General features: G+C 41.5%; 16 protein-coding genes and 2 pseudogenes. 16 read left to right on the plus strand and 2 right to left on the minus strand.

Features of this window, described 5'->3' with window-relative positions; translation table 11 throughout:
- Positions 1–398: pseudogene (gene tnpA, locus HMPREF2805_RS09855) on the plus strand (IS200/IS605 family transposase); the annotation flags it as partial.
- A 291-nt stretch (positions 399–689) separates the two neighbouring features.
- On the opposite strand, the gene dusB reads toward tnpA, so the two are convergent.
- Both dusB and hslO read right to left on the minus strand, forming a co-directional pair.
- Complete coding sequence (gene dusB, locus HMPREF2805_RS09860; protein ID WP_000183319.1) at positions 690–1,670, minus strand: tRNA dihydrouridine synthase DusB; 981 nt, start codon at positions 1,668–1,670, stop codon at positions 690–692.
- Positions 1,657–2,529 carry an Hsp33 family molecular chaperone HslO gene (gene hslO, locus HMPREF2805_RS09865; RefSeq protein ID WP_075232364.1) on the minus strand — a complete coding sequence of 291 codons (873 nt, stop codon included), beginning with the start codon at positions 2,527–2,529 and terminating at the stop codon, positions 1,657–1,659. The genes dusB and hslO overlap by 14 nt, the downstream gene beginning before the upstream one ends.
- A gap of 165 nt (positions 2,530–2,694) precedes the next feature.
- Between hslO and HMPREF2805_RS09870 the strand changes: the two genes are divergently transcribed.
- From HMPREF2805_RS09870 to HMPREF2805_RS09940, 15 genes and pseudogenes are all read left to right on the plus strand, one after another.
- On the plus strand, positions 2,695–4,122 hold the full coding sequence (locus HMPREF2805_RS09870; protein WP_075232365.1) for an AcpB/EbpR/MafR family transcriptional regulator: 1,428 nt from the start codon (positions 2,695–2,697) through the stop codon (positions 4,120–4,122).
- A 158-nt stretch (positions 4,123–4,280) separates the two neighbouring features.
- Positions 4,281–5,789, plus strand: a complete 1,509-nt coding sequence (gene glpK, locus HMPREF2805_RS09875; protein WP_075232366.1) for a glycerol kinase GlpK — start codon at positions 4,281–4,283, stop codon at positions 5,787–5,789.
- Positions 5,790–5,830: 41 nt separating this feature from the next.
- On the plus strand, positions 5,831–7,657 hold the full coding sequence (glpO, locus tag HMPREF2805_RS09880) for a type 1 glycerol-3-phosphate oxidase (protein WP_075232367.1): 1,827 nt from the start codon (positions 5,831–5,833) through the stop codon (positions 7,655–7,657).
- A gap of 70 nt (positions 7,658–7,727) precedes the next feature.
- Positions 7,728–8,432 carry an MIP/aquaporin family protein gene (locus HMPREF2805_RS09885; RefSeq protein WP_075232368.1) on the plus strand — a complete coding sequence of 235 codons (705 nt, stop codon included), beginning with the start codon at positions 7,728–7,730 and terminating at the stop codon, positions 8,430–8,432.
- 233 nt (positions 8,433–8,665) lie between these two features.
- Entirely contained in the window at positions 8,666–8,797 is a 132-nt protein-coding gene (locus HMPREF2805_RS09890) for a teichoic acid D-Ala incorporation-associated protein DltX (RefSeq protein WP_075232369.1), read from the plus strand.
- Positions 8,798–8,817: 20 nt separating this feature from the next.
- Entirely contained in the window at positions 8,818–10,368 is a 1,551-nt protein-coding gene (gene dltA / locus HMPREF2805_RS09895; RefSeq protein WP_075232370.1) for a D-alanine--poly(phosphoribitol) ligase subunit DltA, read from the plus strand.
- Positions 10,365–11,609, plus strand: a complete 1,245-nt coding sequence (gene dltB, locus HMPREF2805_RS09900) for a D-alanyl-lipoteichoic acid biosynthesis protein DltB (RefSeq protein WP_075232371.1) — start codon at positions 10,365–10,367, stop codon at positions 11,607–11,609. Before dltA ends, dltB begins: the two co-directional genes overlap by 4 nt.
- A 13-nt stretch (positions 11,610–11,622) precedes the next feature.
- The gene (dltC, locus tag HMPREF2805_RS09905; protein WP_075232372.1) at positions 11,623–11,862 is read left to right on the plus strand and encodes a D-alanine--poly(phosphoribitol) ligase subunit DltC; all 240 of its coding nucleotides are present in this window, start codon (positions 11,623–11,625) and stop codon (positions 11,860–11,862) included.
- Positions 11,855–13,123, plus strand: coding sequence for a D-alanyl-lipoteichoic acid biosynthesis protein DltD (dltD, locus tag HMPREF2805_RS09910; RefSeq protein WP_075232373.1), 1,269 nt, complete (start codon positions 11,855–11,857; stop codon positions 13,121–13,123). The genes dltC and dltD overlap by 8 nt, the downstream gene beginning before the upstream one ends.
- Before the next feature lie 137 nt (positions 13,124–13,260).
- A complete protein-coding gene (gene nt5e, locus HMPREF2805_RS09915; protein ID WP_075232374.1) occupies positions 13,261–15,294 on the plus strand; it encodes a cell surface ecto-5'-nucleotidase Nt5e in 2,034 nt (677 codons plus the stop codon).
- Between the two features lie 160 nt (positions 15,295–15,454).
- Complete coding sequence (adcR, locus tag HMPREF2805_RS09920) at positions 15,455–15,895, plus strand: zinc-dependent transcriptional regulator AdcR (protein ID WP_075232375.1); 441 nt, start codon at positions 15,455–15,457, stop codon at positions 15,893–15,895.
- Positions 15,895–16,599, plus strand: a complete 705-nt coding sequence (locus HMPREF2805_RS09925) for a metal ABC transporter ATP-binding protein (RefSeq protein ID WP_075232376.1) — start codon at positions 15,895–15,897, stop codon at positions 16,597–16,599. The genes adcR and HMPREF2805_RS09925 overlap by 1 nt, the downstream gene beginning before the upstream one ends.
- Entirely contained in the window at positions 16,592–17,398 is an 807-nt protein-coding gene (locus HMPREF2805_RS09930; RefSeq protein WP_075232377.1) for a metal ABC transporter permease, read from the plus strand. Before HMPREF2805_RS09925 ends, HMPREF2805_RS09930 begins: the two co-directional genes overlap by 8 nt.
- Positions 17,399–17,407: 9 nt before the next feature.
- On the plus strand, positions 17,408–18,910 hold the full coding sequence (locus HMPREF2805_RS09935) for a zinc ABC transporter substrate-binding protein AdcA (protein ID WP_075232378.1): 1,503 nt from the start codon (positions 17,408–17,410) through the stop codon (positions 18,908–18,910).
- A gap of 130 nt (positions 18,911–19,040) precedes the next feature.
- Positions 19,041–19,895, plus strand: a pseudogene (locus HMPREF2805_RS09940) (VOC family protein).
- Positions 19,896–19,968: the final 73 nt, after the last annotated feature.

Below are 19,968 nucleotides of genomic sequence, written 5' to 3' on the forward strand. Positions count from 1 at the left end.
TATAGACGAAAAGTCATCTATAATCAATATCGGAGTAGTTTAGGTGAAATATTTCATCGCTTGTGTAGTTATGAAGAGTTGAAATTATCGAGGGTCACTTAATTCCAGACCATGTACATATGTTAGTAAGTATTCCACCAAGGATAAGTGTTTCGAGTTTCATGGGTTATTTAAAAGGTAAAAGTGCACTCATGATGTTTGACAAACACGCCCACCTCAAGTACAAGTTTGGGAATCGGCATTTCTGGGCAGAAGGTTATTATTTGAGTACAGTAGGGCTTAATGAAGCCACGATAAGGAAATACATACAAGATTAAAGAAATTATCCAGTGGATGATTTCTTCACGAGTATAAAACTTTGAGAACGAGTAAAGCATGATATAGCACTAGATAAATGAAGTGTGAAAGAATATGAGGATCCCTTTAGGGATAGTGGTAAGTAATACTCACGACTCTTTAAGAGGCAAGTGACGAGTCAAGAGCAATGAGGCTTGAACAACGTGAAAGCCAGCGTCTTTAGGCGCTGGCTGGTAATTTGGGCTTATAGCCCTGGTGCAAACCACCCGTTAGACGGGGGGTTGGATTGTTACCTTGAATGCTATACGTTAAAACGCCGTATGCCGAACGACACGTATGGTGGTGTGAGATGGGCGAGAAATCAACCCTTACTCGAAAGGTAGTATAGAAGTTTAAGCCTTATCTAATTGCAATAGAGCTTCAATCTCTGCAAGTGTGCTTGCTTGTGAGATAGCTCCACGGAGTTTGGCAGCGCCAGATGTTCCACGGAGGTAGTGAGGAGCTAGGCCACGGAATTCACGGACCGCAACCTTTTCTCCCTTGAGGTTAATCAAGCGTTTCAAATGCTCGTAGGCGATGTTCATCTTATCTTCAAAGGTTAAATCAGGAAGGATTTCTCCAGTTTCAAAGTAGTGATTGATTTGATTGAAGAGGTAAGGATTCCCCATAGCTGCGCGTCCAATCATAACGGCATCAGCACCGACTTCTTCGATGCGTTGTTTGGCTTCTTGGACAGTGCGAATGTCACCGTTAGCGATAAATGGAATTTTTGTCAGAGCTTGTGCAACCTTGTGAAGGGTCTCAAGGTCTGCGTGACCAGTATACATTTGTTCACGAGTACGACCGTGCATAGCAAGTGCAGAGACACCTGCAGCCTCAGCGGCGAGAGCATTTTCCACAGCTAGAGATGGATCAGACCAGCCCGTACGCATTTTGACAGTGAGAGGGATATCAAGGACTGATTGAACTTTGTTAATGATAGAGTAGATCTTGTCGGGATCCTTGAGCCACATAGCGCCAGCCTCGTTTTTCACGATTTTGTTAACTGGACAGCCCATGTTGATATCCACGATATCGGTCTTGGTGTTTTCTTGGATGAATTCTGCTGCGCGTGCTAGGCTGTCTTCATCGCTACCAAAAAGTTGGATAGAGACTGGGTTTTCGCCTTCATCAATATGAAGCATGTGAAGAGTTTTTTCGTTGTTGTATTGGATTCCCTTGTCAGAGACCATTTCCATGACAACGAGTCCAGCTCCGAGTTCTTTAGCAATGGTACGAAAAGCTGAGTTAGTCACGCCGGCCATGGGTGCTAAAACGGTACGATTGGGAATCTCAACATTGCCAATCATAAAAGGTGTATTAAGATTTGTCACGAATGAGTTCCTCCAGGTCATTTTCGTTAAAGTTGTAAGTTGTTTGACAGAATTGACAAGTGATTTCTGCCCCGTGATCTTCATCCTTCATTTCCTGCAAGTCTGAGCTTGGAAGACTAGAAAGAGCCTTCATAAAGCGTTCTTTGCTACAGTCACATTGGAAACGAATCTCTTCTTCAGACAGACGTTTGTATGGTTCGTCACCATAGATGGCTTTAAGAAGAGCTTCAATATGGTCTTCACTTTCGAGAAGGGTTGAGATAGCTGGCATTTCTTGGATACGTTTTTCAAAGCGTGCGATTTCTTCTTCCTTGGCATTTGGCAATACTTGTAGTAAGAAGCCACCAGCGACTTTGACCTTGTCGTCTTTATCCAAAAGAACATTGAGGCCGACGGCTGAAGGAGTTTGTTGACTTTCGGTCAGGTAGTAGGCCAAGTCTTCACCGATTTCCCCAGAGATGAGAGGAGTCATGGAGTTGTAAGGATTTCCAGTACCGTAGTCTGTGATAACGAGAAATTGACCGTTTCCAACAAAAGGTCCAACTAGGACTTCACCCGTTGCAGTCTTTTTGATGTCAACACCAGGATTTTGAACGTAACCTTTGACATTACCCTTAGTATCTGCGACAGTGATGATAGCACCGAGAGAGCTCGTTCCAAGAACTTTTACAGTAATCTTTGTATTTCCTTTTTCATTGGCTGCGAGAATTTGGCTAGCGATAAGGGTGCGACCAAGTGCAACAGTTGAACTGGCTTGGGTTTGATGTTTTTCTTGAGCAGTGCGGACGGTTTCTGTGCTGTCAAGGACAAAAGCACGAAAGGCTCCGCTTTTTGATATAGTTTTAATAATTTTATCCATAGCTACTATTTTAGCATAAAAATGCCCAAAGGGGGAGTGCTGTGTTTGCTGATTCTGAGGATTATTTGAGTTTGAAACTAGGGAAAAACCGAAAAGATAAACAGATTATTTTAGCATTTTTTTAATTTATGCTATGCTTGAAGAAGGAAATGAAAGGGGTAACAAATGTATTTAGGAGACTTGATGGAAAAAGCTGAAGCTGGTCAATTTTTAGTCCTTTCTTTTTTATTGCAGGAGTCACAAACGACCTTAAAAGCACTGATGGAGGAGACGGGCTTCTCTAAAGCGACTGTGACCAAGTACATCTTATTCACAAATGAAAGAGCGCAAACAGTTGGTCTAGATGTACAGATTCATTTACAGGAAGAGCAGGTCAACTTGTCAGTCGGTGCGACTACTAAGGGGCGTGATATTCGTCGTCTATTTTTAGACAATGCAGTGAAATACCAGATTTTACTATATCTGCTCTATCACCAGCAGTTTCAAGCCCATCAGCTGGTTCAAGAATTGATGGTCAGTGAGGCCACGCTTGGGCGCCACTTATCTGGTTTAAATCAGATTTTATCCGAATTTGATTTATCTATCCAAAACGGACGTTTGCGAGGTCCAGAGCACCAGATTCGTTACTTTTATTTCTGTCTTTTACGTAAGGTTTGGTCGAGTAAGGACTGGGAAAATGAAATGCAAAAGCCTGAGAGAAGGCGGGAGATTGCTAGTTTAGAAGAAATCTGTGGTGCTCAATTGTCTTCGGGGCAGAAGTTAGACTTGATTTTGTGGAATCATATCAGCCAACAACGTCTACGTGTCAATGCCTGTCAATTTCAAGTCATAGAAGATAAAATGCGAGGCTATTTTGACAATATTTTCTACCTTCGCTTGTTGAGAAAGACACCGTCCTTTTTTGCTGGGCAACACATTCCTTTGGGAACTGAGGATGGTGAGATGATGATTTTCTTCTCTTTTCTTCTTTCTCATCGCATTTTGCCCCTACATACCATGGAGTATATCCTTGGGTTTGGAGGGCGGTTGGCAGATTTGTTGACGCAACTGATTCAAAAAATGAAGAAAGAGGGGTTGCTAGGCGGTTATACGGAAGACCATGTCACCTATGAACTTAGTCAGCTTTGTGCTCAAGTCTATCTATACAAGGGTTATATTTTACAGGACCGCTACAAGTACCAGTTAGAGAATCGTCATCCTTATTTGTTGATGGAACATGATTTTAGGGGAACGGCAGAGGAGATTTTTCATACCTTGCCCACTTTTCAGCAGGGGACGGATTTGGATAAGAAAATTCTCTGGGAATGGCTCCAGTTGATCGAATATATGGCTGAAAATGGTGGCCAGCATATGCGGATTGGTCTGGATTTGACATCTGGTTTTCTTGTCTTTTCAAGAATGACTGCTATCTTGAAACGCTATTTGGAATACAATCGTTTTATTACTATTGAAGCCTATGACCCTAGTCGGCACTACGATTTGCTGGTTACCAATAATCCTATTCATAAAAAAGACCAGACTCCAGTATATTATTTAAAAAACGACTTAGATATGGAAGATTTGGCAGCGATTCGTCAGATACTATTTGCTTAAAAGGCTTGGGAATCCAGGTCTTTTTTGTGAAATTCTCACAATCTTATCAATTTTTTTTAAAATTTTAAAAAACTTGATAAACAAGAAAGCGCTTTATTTTGTATACTAGTTACTGTAAAGAGGAAATAACCTCAAGATCTTTATCAGGAGGACAGCACATGTCACAAGAAAAATACATTATGGCCATTGACCAAGGGACTACCAGTTCTCGTGCCATTATTTTTAACAAAAAAGGGGAAAAGGTTAGCTCAAGTCAAAAAGAATTCACACAAATCTTTCCACAAGCAGGTTGGGTTGAGCACAATGCAAATGAAATTTGGAACTCAGTCCAGTCAGTAATCGCTGGGGCTTTTATCGAAAGTGGTATCAAGCCAAATCAAATCCAAGCTATCGGGATTACCAACCAGCGTGAAACGACAGTTGTTTGGGATAAAAAGACAGGTCTTCCTATTTATAATGCCATCGTTTGGCAGTCTCGCCAGACAGCGCCTTTGGCTGAACAACTAAAAAAACAAGGTTATGTAGAGAAATTCCATGAGAAGACTGGTCTGATCATCGATGCTTACTTCTCTGCGACCAAGGTTCGTTGGATCTTGGACCATGTAGAAGGCGCTCAAGAGCGAGCAGAAAAGGGTGAGTTGCTCTTTGGTACTATCGATACTTGGTTGGTTTGGAAATTGACTGATGGTGCGGCTCACGTGACCGACTACTCAAATGCGGCTCGTACCATGCTCTATAACATTAAAGAACTCAAATGGGATGATGAGATTTTGGAAATCCTCAACATTCCGAAGGCTATGCTTCCAGAAGTTCGTTCTAACTCTGAAATCTACGGTAAGACAGCTCCTTTCCATTTCTACGGCGGTGAAGTGCCAATCTCAGGTATGGCTGGGGACCAACAGGCAGCCCTCTTTGGACAGTTGGCTTTTGAGCCTGGTATGGTCAAAAATACTTACGGAACAGGTTCTTTCATCATCATGAATACTGGTGAAGAAATGCAGTTGTCTGAAAACAACCTCTTGACAACCATTGGTTATGGTATTAACGGCAAGGTTTACTATGCCTTGGAAGGTTCTATCTTCATCGCAGGAAGTGCCATTCAATGGCTTCGTGACGGACTTCGCATGGTTGAAAACTCACCAGAGTCTGAAAAATATGCTCGTGACTCTCACAATAATGACGAAGTTTATGTCGTTCCAGCCTTTACAGGTTTAGGTGCTCCATACTGGAACCAAAATGCTCGTGGTTCTGTCTTTGGCTTAACTCGTGGAACAAGCAAAGAAGATTTTATCAAGGCAACCTTGCAATCTATCGCTTATCAAGTGCGTGATATCATCGATACCATGCAAGTGGATGCTCAGACAGCTATCCAAGTCTTGAAGGTGGATGGCGGTGCAGCTATGAATAACTTTCTCATGCAGTTCCAAGCGGACATCTTAGGAATCGACATCGCACGCGCCAAAAACTTGGAAACAACTGCTCTAGGAGCAGCCTTCCTAGCAGGTTTGTCAGTAGGCTACTGGAAGGATTTGGATGAGTTGAAACTCTTGAATGAGACAGGAGAACTTTTTGAGCCATCCATGAACGAATCTCGCAAGGAACAACTCTACAAAGGCTGGAAGAAAGCTGTGAAAGCAACTCAAGTATTTGCGGAAATCGACGACTAATACTGGAAGAATAAAGCGACTTAATTAGAAAGTGTGTAGATATGGAATTTTCAAAGAAAACACGTGAATTATCAATTAAAAAAATGCAGGAACGTACCTTGGATCTCTTGATTATCGGTGGGGGGATCACAGGGGCTGGTGTAGCTTTACAGGCGGCAGCTAGTGGTCTTGAAACTGGTTTGATTGAAATGCAGGATTTCGCAGAAGGAACATCAAGCCGTTCGACAAAATTGGTTCACGGAGGTCTTCGCTACCTCAAACAATTTGACGTAGAAGTGGTGTCAGATACAGTTTCTGAACGTGCAGTGGTTCAACAAATCGCTCCACACATTCCAAAACCAGACCCAATGCTTTTACCAGTTTACGATGAGGATGGAGCGACCTTTAGCCTCTTCCGTCTCAAAGTAGCCATGGACTTGTACGACCTTTTGGCGGGTGTTAACAACACACCAGCTGCTAACAAGGTCTTGAGCAAGGAAGAAGTCTTGGAACGCCAGCCAAACTTGAAGAAAGAAGGTTTGGTAGGAGGTGGGGTTTACCTTGACTTCCGTAACAACGATGCGCGTCTCGTGATTGAAAACATCAAACGTGCCAATCAAGACGGTGCCCTCATTGCCAACCATGTTAAGGCAGAAGGCTTCCTCTTTGACGAAAGTGGCAAGATTACAGGCGTCGTAGCTCGTGATTTGTTGACAGACCAAGTCTTTGAAATCAAGGCCCGTCTGGTTATCAACACAACAGGTCCTTGGAGCGATAAGGTGCGCAATTTGTCTAATAAGGGAACACAATTCTCACAAATGCGTCCAACCAAGGGAGTTCACTTGGTAGTTGATTCAAGCAAGATCAAGGTTTCACAGCCAGTTTACTTTGACACAGGTTTGGGTGACGGTCGAATGGTCTTTGTACTTCCACGTGAAAACAAGACCTACTTCGGTACAACAGATACAGACTACACAGGTGATTTAGAGCATCCAAAAGTGACTCAAGAAGATGTGGATTATCTGCTTGGCATTGTCAACAATCGCTTCCCAGAAGCAAATATCACAATTGACGATATCGAAAGCAGCTGGGCAGGTCTTCGTCCATTGATTGCAGGCAATAGCGCTTCTGACTACAATGGAGGAAATAACGGTACAATCAGTGATGAAAGCTTTAACAACTTGATTGCGACTGTTGAAGCTTATCTATCGAAAGAAAAAACGCGTGAAGATGTTGAATCTGTTGTCAGCAAGCTTGAAAGCAGCACATCAGAGAAACATTTGGATCCATCTGCAGTTTCTCGTGGGTCTAGCTTAGATCGTGATGACAATGGCCTTTTGACCCTTGCTGGTGGTAAAATCACAGACTACCGTAAGATGGCTGAAGGGGCTATGGAGCGCGTAGTTGAGATTTTGAAAGCAGAGTTTGACCGCAGCTTTAAACTCATCAACTCTAAGACTTATCCTGTTTCAGGTGGAGAATTGAACCCAGCAAATGTGGATTCAGAAATCGAAGCCTTTGCGCAACTTGGAGTGTCACGTGGTTTGGATAGCAAGGAAGCACATTATCTGGCAAATCTTTACGGTTCAAATGCACCAAAGGTCTTTGCCCTTGCTCACAGCTTGGAACAAGCTCCAGGACTCAGTTTGGCAGACACCTTGTCCCTTCACTATGCAATGCGCAATGAGTTGGCTCTTAGCCCAGTTGACTTCCTCCTTCGTCGTACCAACCACATGCTCTTTATGCGTGATAGCTTGGACAGCATCGTAGAGCCAGTTTTGAATGAAATGGGACGATTCTATGAATGGACAGAAGATGAAAAAGCAACTTACCGTGCTGATGTCGAATCAGCTCTTGCTAACAACGATTTAGCAGAATTAAAAAATTAAGAAAAAATAAAAGAGGTGGCGGGCAGGACTCCTAGTCTACCCTCTCCTCCTTTTTAATGGAGACAGAAAGATGATGAATGAATTATTTGGAGAATTTCTAGGGACTTTAATCCTGATTCTTCTAGGAAATGGTGTTGTAGCAGGTGTGGTTCTTCCAAAAACCAAGAGCAACGGCTCAGGTTGGATTGTGATTACTATGGGTTGGGGGATTGCAGTTGCGGTTGCAGTATTTGTATCTGGCAAGCTCAGTCCAGCTCATTTAAACCCAGCTGTGACCATCGGTGTGGCCTTAAAAGGTGACTTACCTTGGGCATCAGTATTCCCTTATATCTTAGCTCAGTTCGCAGGGGCTATGCTGGGTCAGATTTTGGTTTGGTTGCAATTTAAACCGCATTATGAGGTAGAAGAAAATGCAGGTAATATCCTGGCAACTTTCAGTACTGGTCCAGCCATCAAAGATACTGTATCAAACTTGATTAGCGAAATTCTTGGAACCTTTGTTTTGGTGTTGACAATCTTTGCTTTGGGTCTTTACGATTTTCAGGCGGGTATCGGAACCTTTGCAGTAGGAACTTTGATTGTTGGTATCGGACTATCACTAGGTGGGACAACAGGCTATGCCTTGAACCCTGCGCGTGACCTTGGTCCTCGTATCATACACAGCCTTCTTCCAATTCCAAACAAGGGAGATGGAGACTGGTCTTACGCTTGGATTCCTGTTGTAGGACCTGTTATTGGTGCAGCCTTGGCTGTTCTTATATTCTCACTTTTCTAAGATAAAAGAGCTATTTGCATTAGAGTTTGAGATGGGAATCTCAGGCTCTTTTTTTGTTTTTATTTATGACAAAAAGATTGATATCTTAACTTGTCTTAAAATAAGCTAAAATGTGCTTTCTAAAAATGGTAAACAGTTGAAAATAGAGGGAATAAAGTGGTAAAATGGGAACAAGAAAAAATAGTAATTGTTTGTGGAAAAATTGACGGAAATTTACAGAAAAGAAATCGATCATGGATAGAAAGAAACCATTATATATTTTTTTAGGGCAAACGGTCCTGTATTTTATTGTTTTACTGGGTTTGCTTTACTTTTTTAGTTACCTAGGTCAAGGTCAGGGTAGCTTTATCTACAATGAATTTTAACTTTAAGGAGAAAACGAACTGTGTCTAATAAACCGATAAAAGATATGATTGAAGCGATTGAGTACTTCGCTCAAACTCAACCTAGCTTTCCAGTCTATAATGTTCTTGGTGAGGAACGTACCTATGGTGATTTGAAGGCTGATTCGGATAGTTTGGCTGCAACCATCGATCAACTAGATTTACCTGAAAAATCTCCTGTGGTGGTTTTTGGTGGTCAGGAGTATGAAATGTTGGCTACCTTTGTAGCTCTGACCAAGTCAGGGCATGCCTACATTCCAATTGACAGTCATTCGGCCTTGGAGCGAGTTTCAGCTATTTTAGAAGTGGCAGAACCAAGTTTGATTATTGCCATCTCAGACTTTCCATTGAAGCAGGTTTCTACACCTATGATGAATCTAGCTCAGGTTCAAGAAACCTTTGATAAAGGAGCGAGCTATGAGATGACGCATCCAGTCAAGGGTGATGATAATTACTACATCATCTTTACTTCTGGTACGACTGGTAAGCCAAAGGGAGTGCAGATTTCGCATGATAATTTGCTCAGCTTTACTAACTGGATGATTACGGATAAGGAATTTGCGACGCCAGAGCGTCCGCAAATGTTGGCCCAACCGCCCTATTCTTTTGACTTGTCTGTCATGTATTGGGCACCGACCTTAGCTCTTGGAGGAACCCTTTTTGCCCTCCCATCAGCCATTACTCAAGACTTCAAACAACTCTTTGCAACTATCTTTTCTCTTCCGATTGCTATCTGGACTTCGACACCATCTTTTGCAGATATGGCCATGTTGTCTGAAGATTTCAATGCTGAAAAGATGCCAGGTATTACCCATTTTTACTTTGATGGGGAAGAGTTGACAGTTAAAACTGCTCAAAAATTACGCGAACGTTTTCCAAATGCGCGCATCATCAATGCTTATGGGCCAACGGAAGCAACGGTTGCTTTGTCGGCGGTTGCTGTGACAGATGAGATGCTAGCGACACTTAAACGCTTGCCAATTGGTTACACCAAAGAAGATTCTCCAACCTTCGTCATCGATGAAGAGGGCAATAAACTGCCAAATGGCGAACAGGGAGAAATCATCGTATCTGGTCCAGCTGTTTCAAAAGGCTACATGAACAATCCTGAAAAAACAGCTGAAGCCTTCTTCGAATTTGAAGGTCTTCCAGCCTATCATACGGGAGATGTCGGAACCATGACAGATGAAGGTCTCCTTCTCTATGGTGGACGGATGGACTTCCAGATCAAGTTTAACGGTTACCGCATTGAGCTAGAGGATGTTTCTCAAAACTTGAATAAATCTCAGTATGTTGAATCCGCTGTTGCAGTTCCACGTTACAACAAAGACCACAAGGTCCAAAATCTCTTGGCCTATGTTATCTTAAAAGATGGCGTCAAAGAACAATTTGAGCGCGAAATTGATATCACGAAAGCGATCAAGGAAGACTTGGAAGATATTATGATGTCTTACATGATGCCGTCTAAGTTCCTTTACAGAAAGGAATTGCCACTAACTCCAAATGGCAAAATTGACATTAAAGGCTTAATCAATGAGGTGAATAATAGATGATGGAGCTTTTCAAACAGCTTCCTCATATTGAGCCTTATGGAAATCTACAGTACTTTGTCTACGTGATTACCGCTACCTTGCCAATCTTTATCGGTCTTTTTTTCAAAAAACGTTTTGGCTGGTATGAAATATTGGTTAGTCTCTTCTTTATAGTCACTATGTTGACGGGAGGCAAGACCAATCAATTAGCTGCCTTAGGAATCTATCTAATTTGGCAAATGGTACTGGTTCTTTTTTACAAGCAGTATCGAAAAAGTAAGGATGGCAAGTGGGTCTTCTACCTAGTTAGTTTTCTGTCCCTCCTTCCGATTATCTTTGTCAAGGTGCAGCCTGCTATCAATGGAACGCAGTCTTTGCTTGGATTTTTGGGAATTTCTTACCTGACTTTTCGTTCGGTGGGAATCATCATCGAACTTCGAGATGGAGTCATTAAGGATTTGAAGATGTGGGAGTATTTGCGTTTTCTTCTCTTTATGCCGACATTTTCAAGTGGTCCTATTGATCGTTTCAAACGTTTTAATGAAAATTATCAGACGATTCCAGAGCGCGATGAGTTGATGGATATGCTAGCCGAGTCCGTTCGGTATATCATGTGGGGATTTCTGTACAAATTTATCCTAGCTCATATTTTAGGCGAGATTTTGTTACCTCCTCTAAAGAACTTAGCTTTACAGGAAGGGGGCGTCTTTAACTATTATGTAGTGGCCATCATGTACACATTTGGTTTGGAGCTCTTCTTTGACTTTGCGGGTTATTCCATGTTTGCTATAGCTATTTCAAATCTGATGGGGATTCGTAGTCCGATCAACTTCAACAAACCCTTCTTATCAAGGGATTTGAAAGAGTTTTGGAATCGCTGGCATATGAGCTTATCTTTCTGGTTCCGTGACTTTGTCTTTATGCGCTTGGTCATGGTGATGACGAGAAAGAAATTGTTTAAGAATCGAAATGTGACTTCAAGTGTCGCCTATATCCTGAACATGCTCCTTATGGGGTTCTGGCATGGAATAACATGGTTTTACATCGTCTACGGACTCTTTCATGGGTTAGGTTTAGTAATTAATGATGCCTGGCTTCGTAAGAAGAAAACCCTCAATAAGGAACGGAAAAAAGCAGGGAAGGCTGCTCTACCTGAGAATCGCTGGATTCAGTTGCTTGGCATGGTTATAACCTTCCATGTCGTGATGGTTTCATTCTTAATCTTCTCTGGATTTTTGAATGATTTATGGTTTAAAAAATAAAAGGAATTAAAAAATGGATATCAAATCAGAAGTTATTGAAATTATTGATGAATTGTTTATGGAAGATGTTTCTGACATGATGGATGAGGATCTCTTTGATGCAGGTGTCTTGGACAGTATGGGAACAGTTGAATTGATCGTGGAAATCGAAAATCGCTTTGATATTCGTGTCCCAGTTACAGAATTTGGTCGTGATGACTGGAATACAGCTAATAAAATCGTAGTAGGGATTACGGAGTTAAAGAATGCTTAAACGCCTGTGGTTAATCTTCGGGCCCATTCTTACTGCAGGTTTATTGGTTCTTCTACTCATTATTTTCTATCCAAGTAGTCCAAGTCATAATCTTATGGAGGAAAAATACTCTGCCGCTTCGATAAGTGCAGAAAGCTTTAAGGAAAGAAGTCAAAAAGTAAGAGCTCTTACGGATCCTGATATGCGTTTTATACCCTTTTTGGGTTCGAGTGAATGGATTCGTTTTGATAGCATGCATCCAGGAGTATTAGCTGAAAAGTATAATCGCTCCTATCGTCCTTATTTTATGGGGCAGGCAGGAGCAGCTTCTCTTAGTCAGTACTTTGGACTACAACAAATCACATCTGAGCTTGAAAACAAACAAGCGGTATTTGTAATCTCTCCACAATGGTTTACAAAAGAGGAGCACGATGCGCCTACTTTTCAAAGCTTTTTTAATAATGACCAGTTGACGGCCTTTTTGGAAAATCAATCCGGAGATCTGGCTGCTCAATATGCGGCTACTAGACTCTTGAAGAAAAATCCAAGAGTACCGATGAAGGGGATTGTTGAGAAGCTGGCCAAGAATGAACAATTGTCAGACTTTGATCAAACGATGGTTAATCTCTCTGCCGAGTTCAATGAAAGACAAGCTGCTCTTTTTGGTCAATTCTCCATTCATGGTCGATTAAAGTACAAAGATCATGTTGAGAAATATTTGAGCAGTCTCCCAGAACAATTTTCTTATGAAGAATTGGAAAATATTGCACGTAAAGATGCAGAAGAAAATACGACCAATAATGATTTGGGAATGGAAAATCATTTTTATACCACTCAACTAAAGAAGGACTTAAAAAATTTAGAAGGCTATCAAAAGAATTATAACTTTCTCCAATCAACTGAGTACAATGATTTGCAGCTAGTGCTCGATCAATTTGCCAAGTCTAAGGTTAATGTGCTCTTTGTCTTTCAACCTGTCAATCAAAAATGGATGAACTATACAGGTTTGAGCGAAGAAATGTATCAACACTCTATTGAAAAAATTCGTTACCAGTTGGAAAGTCAGGGTTTCACTAATATCGCTGACTTTTCAAAAAATGGTGGAGATCCCTACTTTGTTAAGGATACGATTCATATTGGTTGGTTAGGCTGGTTAGCATTTGATAAGGTGGTAAATCCCTTTTTGAGCAATCCGACAACAGCACCTAATTACCAAATGAATGACCGTTTCTTTAGCCAGGATTGGGCAAATTACGATGGGAATATTAAAGATTTTCAATAATATAGAAAAGGAGTTTGAGCTTTTTGTTCAGACTTTTTATGAAATGTCAGATAGCTTGCCCTAAAAAAGGTTAAAAGTTTTAAAATGATGCTAAATAGCGTATAATAGTAGAAGAAAGAAGAGAAAGGGATTTCAAAATGAATAAACGTTTTTTGTTGCCTGTCCTATCGACAGCCCTATTAGCTCCAGCCTTTTTAGCTGGACAAGTCTATGCTGAAGAAAATACTGGTACTTCAGAAGCTACAGAAGTTGTGAGCACTGCAGAAGCACCAGTAGTAGCAGCGACTCCTGAAGTTGTTACAAGTCCGGCAACGCCAGCTGAAGAAGCTGCACCTCAAAAAGAAGAACAAGATACTGTTATCTTGCATACCAATGACGTGCATGGTCGTATCGTAGAAGAAAAAGGAGTAATTGGAGATGCCAAGCTCGCGACAGTTATTGAGAAGGAGCGAGAAAAGGGCAACCAAACGACTCTAGTAGTGGATGCAGGTGATGCCTTCCAAGGTCTGCCGATTTCAAACTCTACAAAGGGTGAAGCTCGTGCCAAAATCCTAAATGAGATGGGTTACGATGCTATGGCTGTGGGAAATCATGAGTTTGACTTTGGACTTGACGAAGCTAAAAAATACAAAGAAATTTTGAACTTCCCATTGCTTAGCTCAAATACTTATGTGAATGGAGCTCGTTTATTTGAAGCGGCAACAATTGTTGATAAGAATAAGGATGTTGAAGGTGATGAATTTGTCGTCATCGGTGTGACAACGCCTGAAACGGCTACCAAGACCCACCCTAAAAATGTTACAGGTGTAACCTTTACAGAGCCTATTGCAGAGGTTAATAAGGTTATCGAAGAAATTCAAGCTAAAGCCTTGGCAGAAGGCAAGGACTACAAACACTATGTTGTCCTTGCTCACTTGGGAGTTGATACAACAACGCCAGTAGAATGGCGCGGTTCAACACTTGCAGAAGCACTTTCAAAAAATCCTCTTTTGAAAGGTAAGCGTGTTACAGTGATTGACGGTCACTCTCATACAGTAGAATCGACTACCTATGGGAACAATGTGACCTACAACCAGACAGGAAGCTATCTCCATAACGTTGGTAAAATCACTTACAAATCTCGTCAATTATTAGGAAATCCAAGCCAGGTACCTGCTGCAGATGCTAAGAAATTAGAAGCCAATCCAAAGATTGCAGCCATGGTCAAAGAAATCAAAGAAAAATATGACGCTGAAAATGCTATAGAAGTTGTTTCAAATAGCCCAGTTGAATTGAACGGTGACCGTGAAAATGTTCGTGTCCGCGAAACAAACCTTGGAAATGTTGTGGCAGATTCTCTCTACCAGTATGGTCAAACAGGATTTAGTCATCCAACAGATATCGCTGTGACAAATGGTGGAGGCTTGCGTGAAACTATTGCCAAAGGTAAACCAATCACAAAAGGAAATGTCATTGCAGTCTTGCCATTTGGAAACACAATTTCACAAATTCAAGTAACTGGTCAGCAAGTTCTGGATATGTTTGAAAAATCACTCGGCTCTATCTTGCAGGTTGATAAGGCAGGAAAAATTGTCCTGGATGAAAATGGCCAACCATTGCTAGAACCAAGTGGTGGATTCTTACAGATTTCAGGAGCCAAGGTCTACTACGATACAAATCTAGTCGCAGGTAAACGCGTCTTGGCTATTCAAGTGAAGAATCGTGCAACTGGTCTTTATGAAAAACTAGATTTGGCGAAAATCTACTACCTAGCAACCAATGACTTCCTTGCGGCAGGTGGTGACGGTTATACCATGCTTGGTGGTGCTAGAGAAGAAGGTCCTTCAATGGATGCTGCCTTTGAAGACTATCTCAAAACAGCTGATTTGACTCAGTATGAAAAGGTAAATCCAAATTCACGCACGATTTCTGTGGACTCAAAAACATTTAAACTTCCTGAAGAAGGTAAAGAGCAGGATCCAGCTAAACCAGTAGAAGACCAAGCAACAAAACCGACTCAACCTTCTACTGTAAAAGTTGATTATAAGGTTGCAGATAAGTTTGCTAAGAAAACAGTAGTCTCAGAGAAACTACTTCCAAATACAGGTAGTGAGCAATCTATTTTCATGATGCTACTTGGTATGATTCTTGGAGCGACAGCCCTCTGGACTAGCCGTAAACAAGAAAAATAATTCTAAAGGATGAAAACATCTCAGGTGTTTTCATCTTTTTTCTTGACTCCTTGCTTGGATGTGATATACTTAACTAGTAAAGGAATGGTTTGAATTTGATTTTTGAAGAGTATGAAAACCTTGTATTTATAGAAATTCCGTTCTGAGAAAGGAGCAAATCATGAGACAGTTGGCAAAAGATATCGATCAATTTTTAAATGAGATTATTCTCAAGGCGGAAAATCAGCATGAAATTTTGATTGGCCATTGTACCAGTGATGTAGCCTTGACCAATACCCAGGAGCATATTCTCATGCTTTTATCAGAGGATTCGCTCACCAACTCTGAGTTGGCGCGTCGTCTCAATGTTAGTCAAGCTGCCGTTACCAAGGCTATCAAATCCCTGGTTAAGGAGGGAATGTTAGAAACGTCTAAGGATCCTAAGGATGCTCGCGTTGTCTTCTATCAATTGACAGACTTGGCTCGACCTATTGCTGAGGAACACCACCATCATCATGAACATACCCTCTCGACTTATGAGCAGGTTGCCACTCAGTTCACACCAAACGAACAAAAAATTATCCAGCGGTTTTTAACTGCTTTAGTAGGAGAAATCAAGTAATGAGATACATCACAGTAGAGGATTTGTCCTTCTATTATGACAAGGAACCTGTGCTTGAGCATATCAATTACAGTGTTGATAGTGGGGAATTTGTCACACTGACAGGAGAAAATGGAGCGGCAAAGACTACTCTTATCAAAGCTAGTCTAGGTATTTTACAACCGAGAATTGGGAAAGTAACCATCTCAAAGATAAATATTCATGGGAAAAAGCTAAGAATCGCCTATCTTCCTCAGCAGATCGCCAGTTTTAATGCAGGCTTTCCTAGTACTGTTTATGAGTTTGTCAAATCAGGTCGCTATCCAAGAAAGGGTTGGTTTCGTCGGTTGAATGCCCACGATGAAGAACACATTAAGGCTAGTTTAAACTCTGTCGGTATGTGGGAACATCGGGACAAACGCATTGGTTCTCTCTCCGGTGGGCAAAAGCAAAGAGCGGTCATTGCACGTATGTTTGCTTCAGATCCAGATATCTTTATCTTGGATGAGCCGACAACAGGAATGGATGCAGGTACCAAGAATGAATTTTATGAGCTCATGCACCATAGTGCCCACCATCATGGTAAGGCTGTTTTGATGATTACTCACGATCCTGAAGAAGTTAAGGATTACGCAGATCGTAATATCCACCTTGTTCGTGACCAAGATTCGCCATGGCGTTGTTTCAATGTCCATGAAAATGATCAGGAGGTGGAACATGCTTAATCTATTTTCTTATGATTTTATGCAGCGGGCCTTTTTGGCTGTTATTGCCATGAGTCTCTTTTCGCCAGTACTGGGAACCTTCCTCATCTTGCGTCGTCAGAGCCTTATGAGTGATACTCTGAGTCACGTCTCGCTTTCAGGGGTTGCCTTTGGTTTGGTTTTGGGGATTTCTCCAACCATCTCAACCATTGCCATTGTCTTAATTGCAGCGGTCTTTCTTGAATATCTCCGTACGGTTTATAAGAGTTTTATGGAGATTGGGACAGCTATTCTCATGTCTACAGGGCTTGCAGTCTCACTTATTGTGATGAGTAAGGGCAAGAGTTCTAGTTCGATGAGTTTGGACCAATATCTGTTTGGTTCTATTGTGACTATTAGTCAAGAGCAGGTAATTGGGCTCTTTGTCATTGCAGCGGTTGTTTTAATCCTGACCTTCCTCTTTTTAAGACCCATGTATATTCTAACTTTTGACGAGGATACAGCTTTTGTAGACGGTTTACCTGTGCGTACCATGTCTATCCTCTTTAATATGGTGACTGGTGTGGCTATTGCCCTCATGATCCCAGCAGCGGGAGCGCTTTTGGTATCGACTATCATGGTCTTACCAGCAAGTATTGCTTTGCGTCTAGGTAAAAACTTTAGTTCTGTGATGATACTTGCCAGTGTTATTGGTTTTCTGGGTATGGTTGCGGGACTCTATATTTCCTATTATGCAGAGACACCACCGAGTGCAAGTATCACTCTTATCTTTGTAGTTGTCTTTTTGTTAGTCAGCTTACTCAAACGTTTTATAAAATAGGAGAAAGAAATGAAAAAACTAGGCCTACTTTTGGCAAGTCTTGTGACGGTATTCTTAGTAGCTTGTTCCAATCAAAAACAAGCAGACGGGAAATTAAATATCGTTACAACTTTCTATCCTGTCTATGAATTTACCAAGCAAGTAGCAGGGGACACAGCCAATGTCGAACTCTTAATCGGGGCTGGAACAGAGCCACATGATTATGAACCATCGCCTAAGGCAGTTGCTAAAATCCAAGACGCTGATGCCTTTGTTTATGAAAATGAGAACATGGAAACATGGGTTCCCAAGCTTTTAGATTCACTAGATGCGAAAAAAGTAAAAACAATTAAGGCTACTGGAGATATGTTGCTTCTTCCAGGAAGTGAAGAAGAGGAAGACCATGACCATGGCGAAGAAGGCCATCATCACGAGTATGATCCTCACGTATGGTTGTCTCCTGCGCGTGCCATTAAGCTTGTAGAGCACATTCGTGACAGTTTATCAGCTGACTATCCTGATAAAAAAGCAACCTTTGAGCAAAATGCAGCAGCCTATATCGAAAAACTGCAAGCCTTGGACAAGGCCTATACTGAAGGACTTTCTAGTGCAAAACAAAAGAGTTTTGTGACTCAACACGCAGCCTTCCGTTATCTTGCCTTGGACTACGGACTTAATCAAGTCTCTATCTCAGGTCTTTCACCAGATGCGGAGCCTTCGGCAAGCCGTTTGGCAGAATTGACCGAGTACATCAAGAAAAACAAAATCTCTTATATCTACTTTGAAGAAAATGCTTCTCAAGCCCTAGCCAATACCCTCTCAAAAGAAACAGGAGTGAAGTTAGATGTTCTGAATCCTCTTGAAAGCTTGACCGAAGAGGACATGAAGGCTGGAGAAAACTATATCTCTGTCATGGAGAAAAACCTCAAGTCTCTCAAGCAGACAACTGATCAGGCAGGAGCAGAAATTGAACCGGAAAAAGCAGAGGAAACTAAAACAGTTCATAATGGCTACTTTGAGGATGCCGATGTTAAGGACCGTACCCTAAGTGATTATGCTGGTAACTGGCAGTCTGTCTATCCTTTCCTTGAGAATGGGACTCTTGACCAAGTCTTTGACTACAAGGCTAAATTGACTGGTAAGATGACCAAGGATGAATACAAAGCCTACTATCAAAAAGGCTACCAAACTGATGTATCTAAGATTAATATCACGGATAACACTATGGAATTCATCCAAGGTGACCAAAGTAAGAAATATACATACAAGTATGTCGGCAAGAAAATTTTGACTTATAAGAAAGGGAATCGAGGAGTTCGTTATCTCTTTGAAGCGACAGATGCGGATGCTGGACAATTTAAGTATGTTCAGTTTAGCGACCACAATATCGCACCAGTCAAGGCAGAGCATTTCCATATCTTCTTTGGAGGTACTAGCCAGGAAGCCCTCTTTGAAGAAATGGATAACTGGCCAACCTACTATCCAGATGGCTTATCTGGTCAAGAAATCGCCCAAGAAATGCTGGCTCATTAAAGCGAAACAATCCTTCCTACATGGGGAGGATTGTTCTTGTTTTTTCATTCCTAAGCATCTGGATTGACATTGGCTGATAAGGGTGTATAATAGGTGTAATAAATATAGTTACAGCAAAGAGGGGTTTTCTATGGTTTACGAATATAATAGTCAAATTTATTTGGCTGAAGTGTCTTTAAATGTAAAGGATTTAGAAAGTCAGACTGCTTTTTATCACCAATTACTTGGTTTGGAGATTTTGAATCAATCGGAAAAAGAAGTTCTTCTAGGTGCTGGAGGAAAACCGCTGGTGAAGCTTATCCAAACAGAAGATACAAGCAATCCTAAGCAGAACTACGGACTTTACCATATGGCCTTGCTTTTACCAAGTCGCGAAGACTTGGCCAATGTTTTTAAACACTTGCTAGACTTAAAGATTCCACTAGTTGGTGGGGCTGATCATGGTTATAGTGAGGCTATCTATTTGGAAGACTTAGAGGGCAATGGGATTGAACTCTACAGAGATAAACCTGTGACAGTCTGGGATATTCGTGAGGATGGACGAATTATCGGGGTGACAGAAGAGCTGTCTGCGCAAGATATCTACGAACTAGGAAGAAACATAGAGCCTTTTGCAATCGCAAGTGGCACTCGCATGGGGCACGTTCACTTATCTGTTAAAAACAGCCGAGAAGCGAGTGTGTTCTACCAAGAGTCTCTCGGTCTTGAGGAGAAATTCACGATTCCGCATGCCAGTTAGATAGCATCGGGGAATTACCATCATCATCTAGCAGTTAACGAATGGGGAGGTAAAAACTTAGCTCCTCGTGATCAAGGAATGGCAGGTCTTGCCTACTATGTGGTTGAAGTTGAGAACAAAGAGGGGTTGTTGAAGGTTTTTGCCCAATCTCAAGGTAATAAGGCGATAACTCATTGGCTTTCTTCTGCAGAATTTAGCCTGACTGACAAGGATGGCATTGTGACTCGTGTCAGAGTGGAGAGCTAGAAACCTTTAAAACTAGGGAGGATTACTTTATATAAAAAGGACAGAATAGCTTGATTCAAACGTTTTGAAAGTC

This window comes from Streptococcus sp. HMSC034E03, from assembly GCF_001811505.1.
Classification (GTDB): domain Bacteria; phylum Bacillota; class Bacilli; order Lactobacillales; family Streptococcaceae; genus Streptococcus.

Coding starts and splice junctions, on each gene's coding strand:
- hslO (WP_075232364.1), bottom strand. CDS start 2,529: ATGGATAAAATTATTAAAACTATATCAAAAAGCGGAGCCTTTCGTGCT.
- HMPREF2805_RS09870 (WP_075232365.1), top strand. CDS start 2,695: ATGTATTTAGGAGACTTGATGGAAAAAGCTGAAGCTGGTCAATTTTTA.
- glpK (WP_075232366.1), top strand. CDS start 4,281: ATGTCACAAGAAAAATACATTATGGCCATTGACCAAGGGACTACCAGT.
- glpO (WP_075232367.1), top strand. CDS start 5,831: ATGGAATTTTCAAAGAAAACACGTGAATTATCAATTAAAAAAATGCAG.
- HMPREF2805_RS09885 (WP_075232368.1), top strand. CDS start 7,728: ATGATGAATGAATTATTTGGAGAATTTCTAGGGACTTTAATCCTGATT.
- HMPREF2805_RS09890 (WP_075232369.1), top strand. CDS start 8,666: ATGGATAGAAAGAAACCATTATATATTTTTTTAGGGCAAACGGTCCTG.
- dltB (WP_075232371.1), top strand. CDS start 10,365: ATGATGGAGCTTTTCAAACAGCTTCCTCATATTGAGCCTTATGGAAAT.
- dltC (WP_075232372.1), top strand. CDS start 11,623: ATGGATATCAAATCAGAAGTTATTGAAATTATTGATGAATTGTTTATG.
- dltD (WP_075232373.1), top strand. CDS start 11,855: ATGCTTAAACGCCTGTGGTTAATCTTCGGGCCCATTCTTACTGCAGGT.
- nt5e (WP_075232374.1), top strand. CDS start 13,261: ATGAATAAACGTTTTTTGTTGCCTGTCCTATCGACAGCCCTATTAGCT.
- adcR (WP_075232375.1), top strand. CDS start 15,455: ATGAGACAGTTGGCAAAAGATATCGATCAATTTTTAAATGAGATTATT.
- HMPREF2805_RS09925 (WP_075232376.1), top strand. CDS start 15,895: ATGAGATACATCACAGTAGAGGATTTGTCCTTCTATTATGACAAGGAA.
- HMPREF2805_RS09930 (WP_075232377.1), top strand. CDS start 16,592: ATGCTTAATCTATTTTCTTATGATTTTATGCAGCGGGCCTTTTTGGCT.
- HMPREF2805_RS09935 (WP_075232378.1), top strand. CDS start 17,408: ATGAAAAAACTAGGCCTACTTTTGGCAAGTCTTGTGACGGTATTCTTA.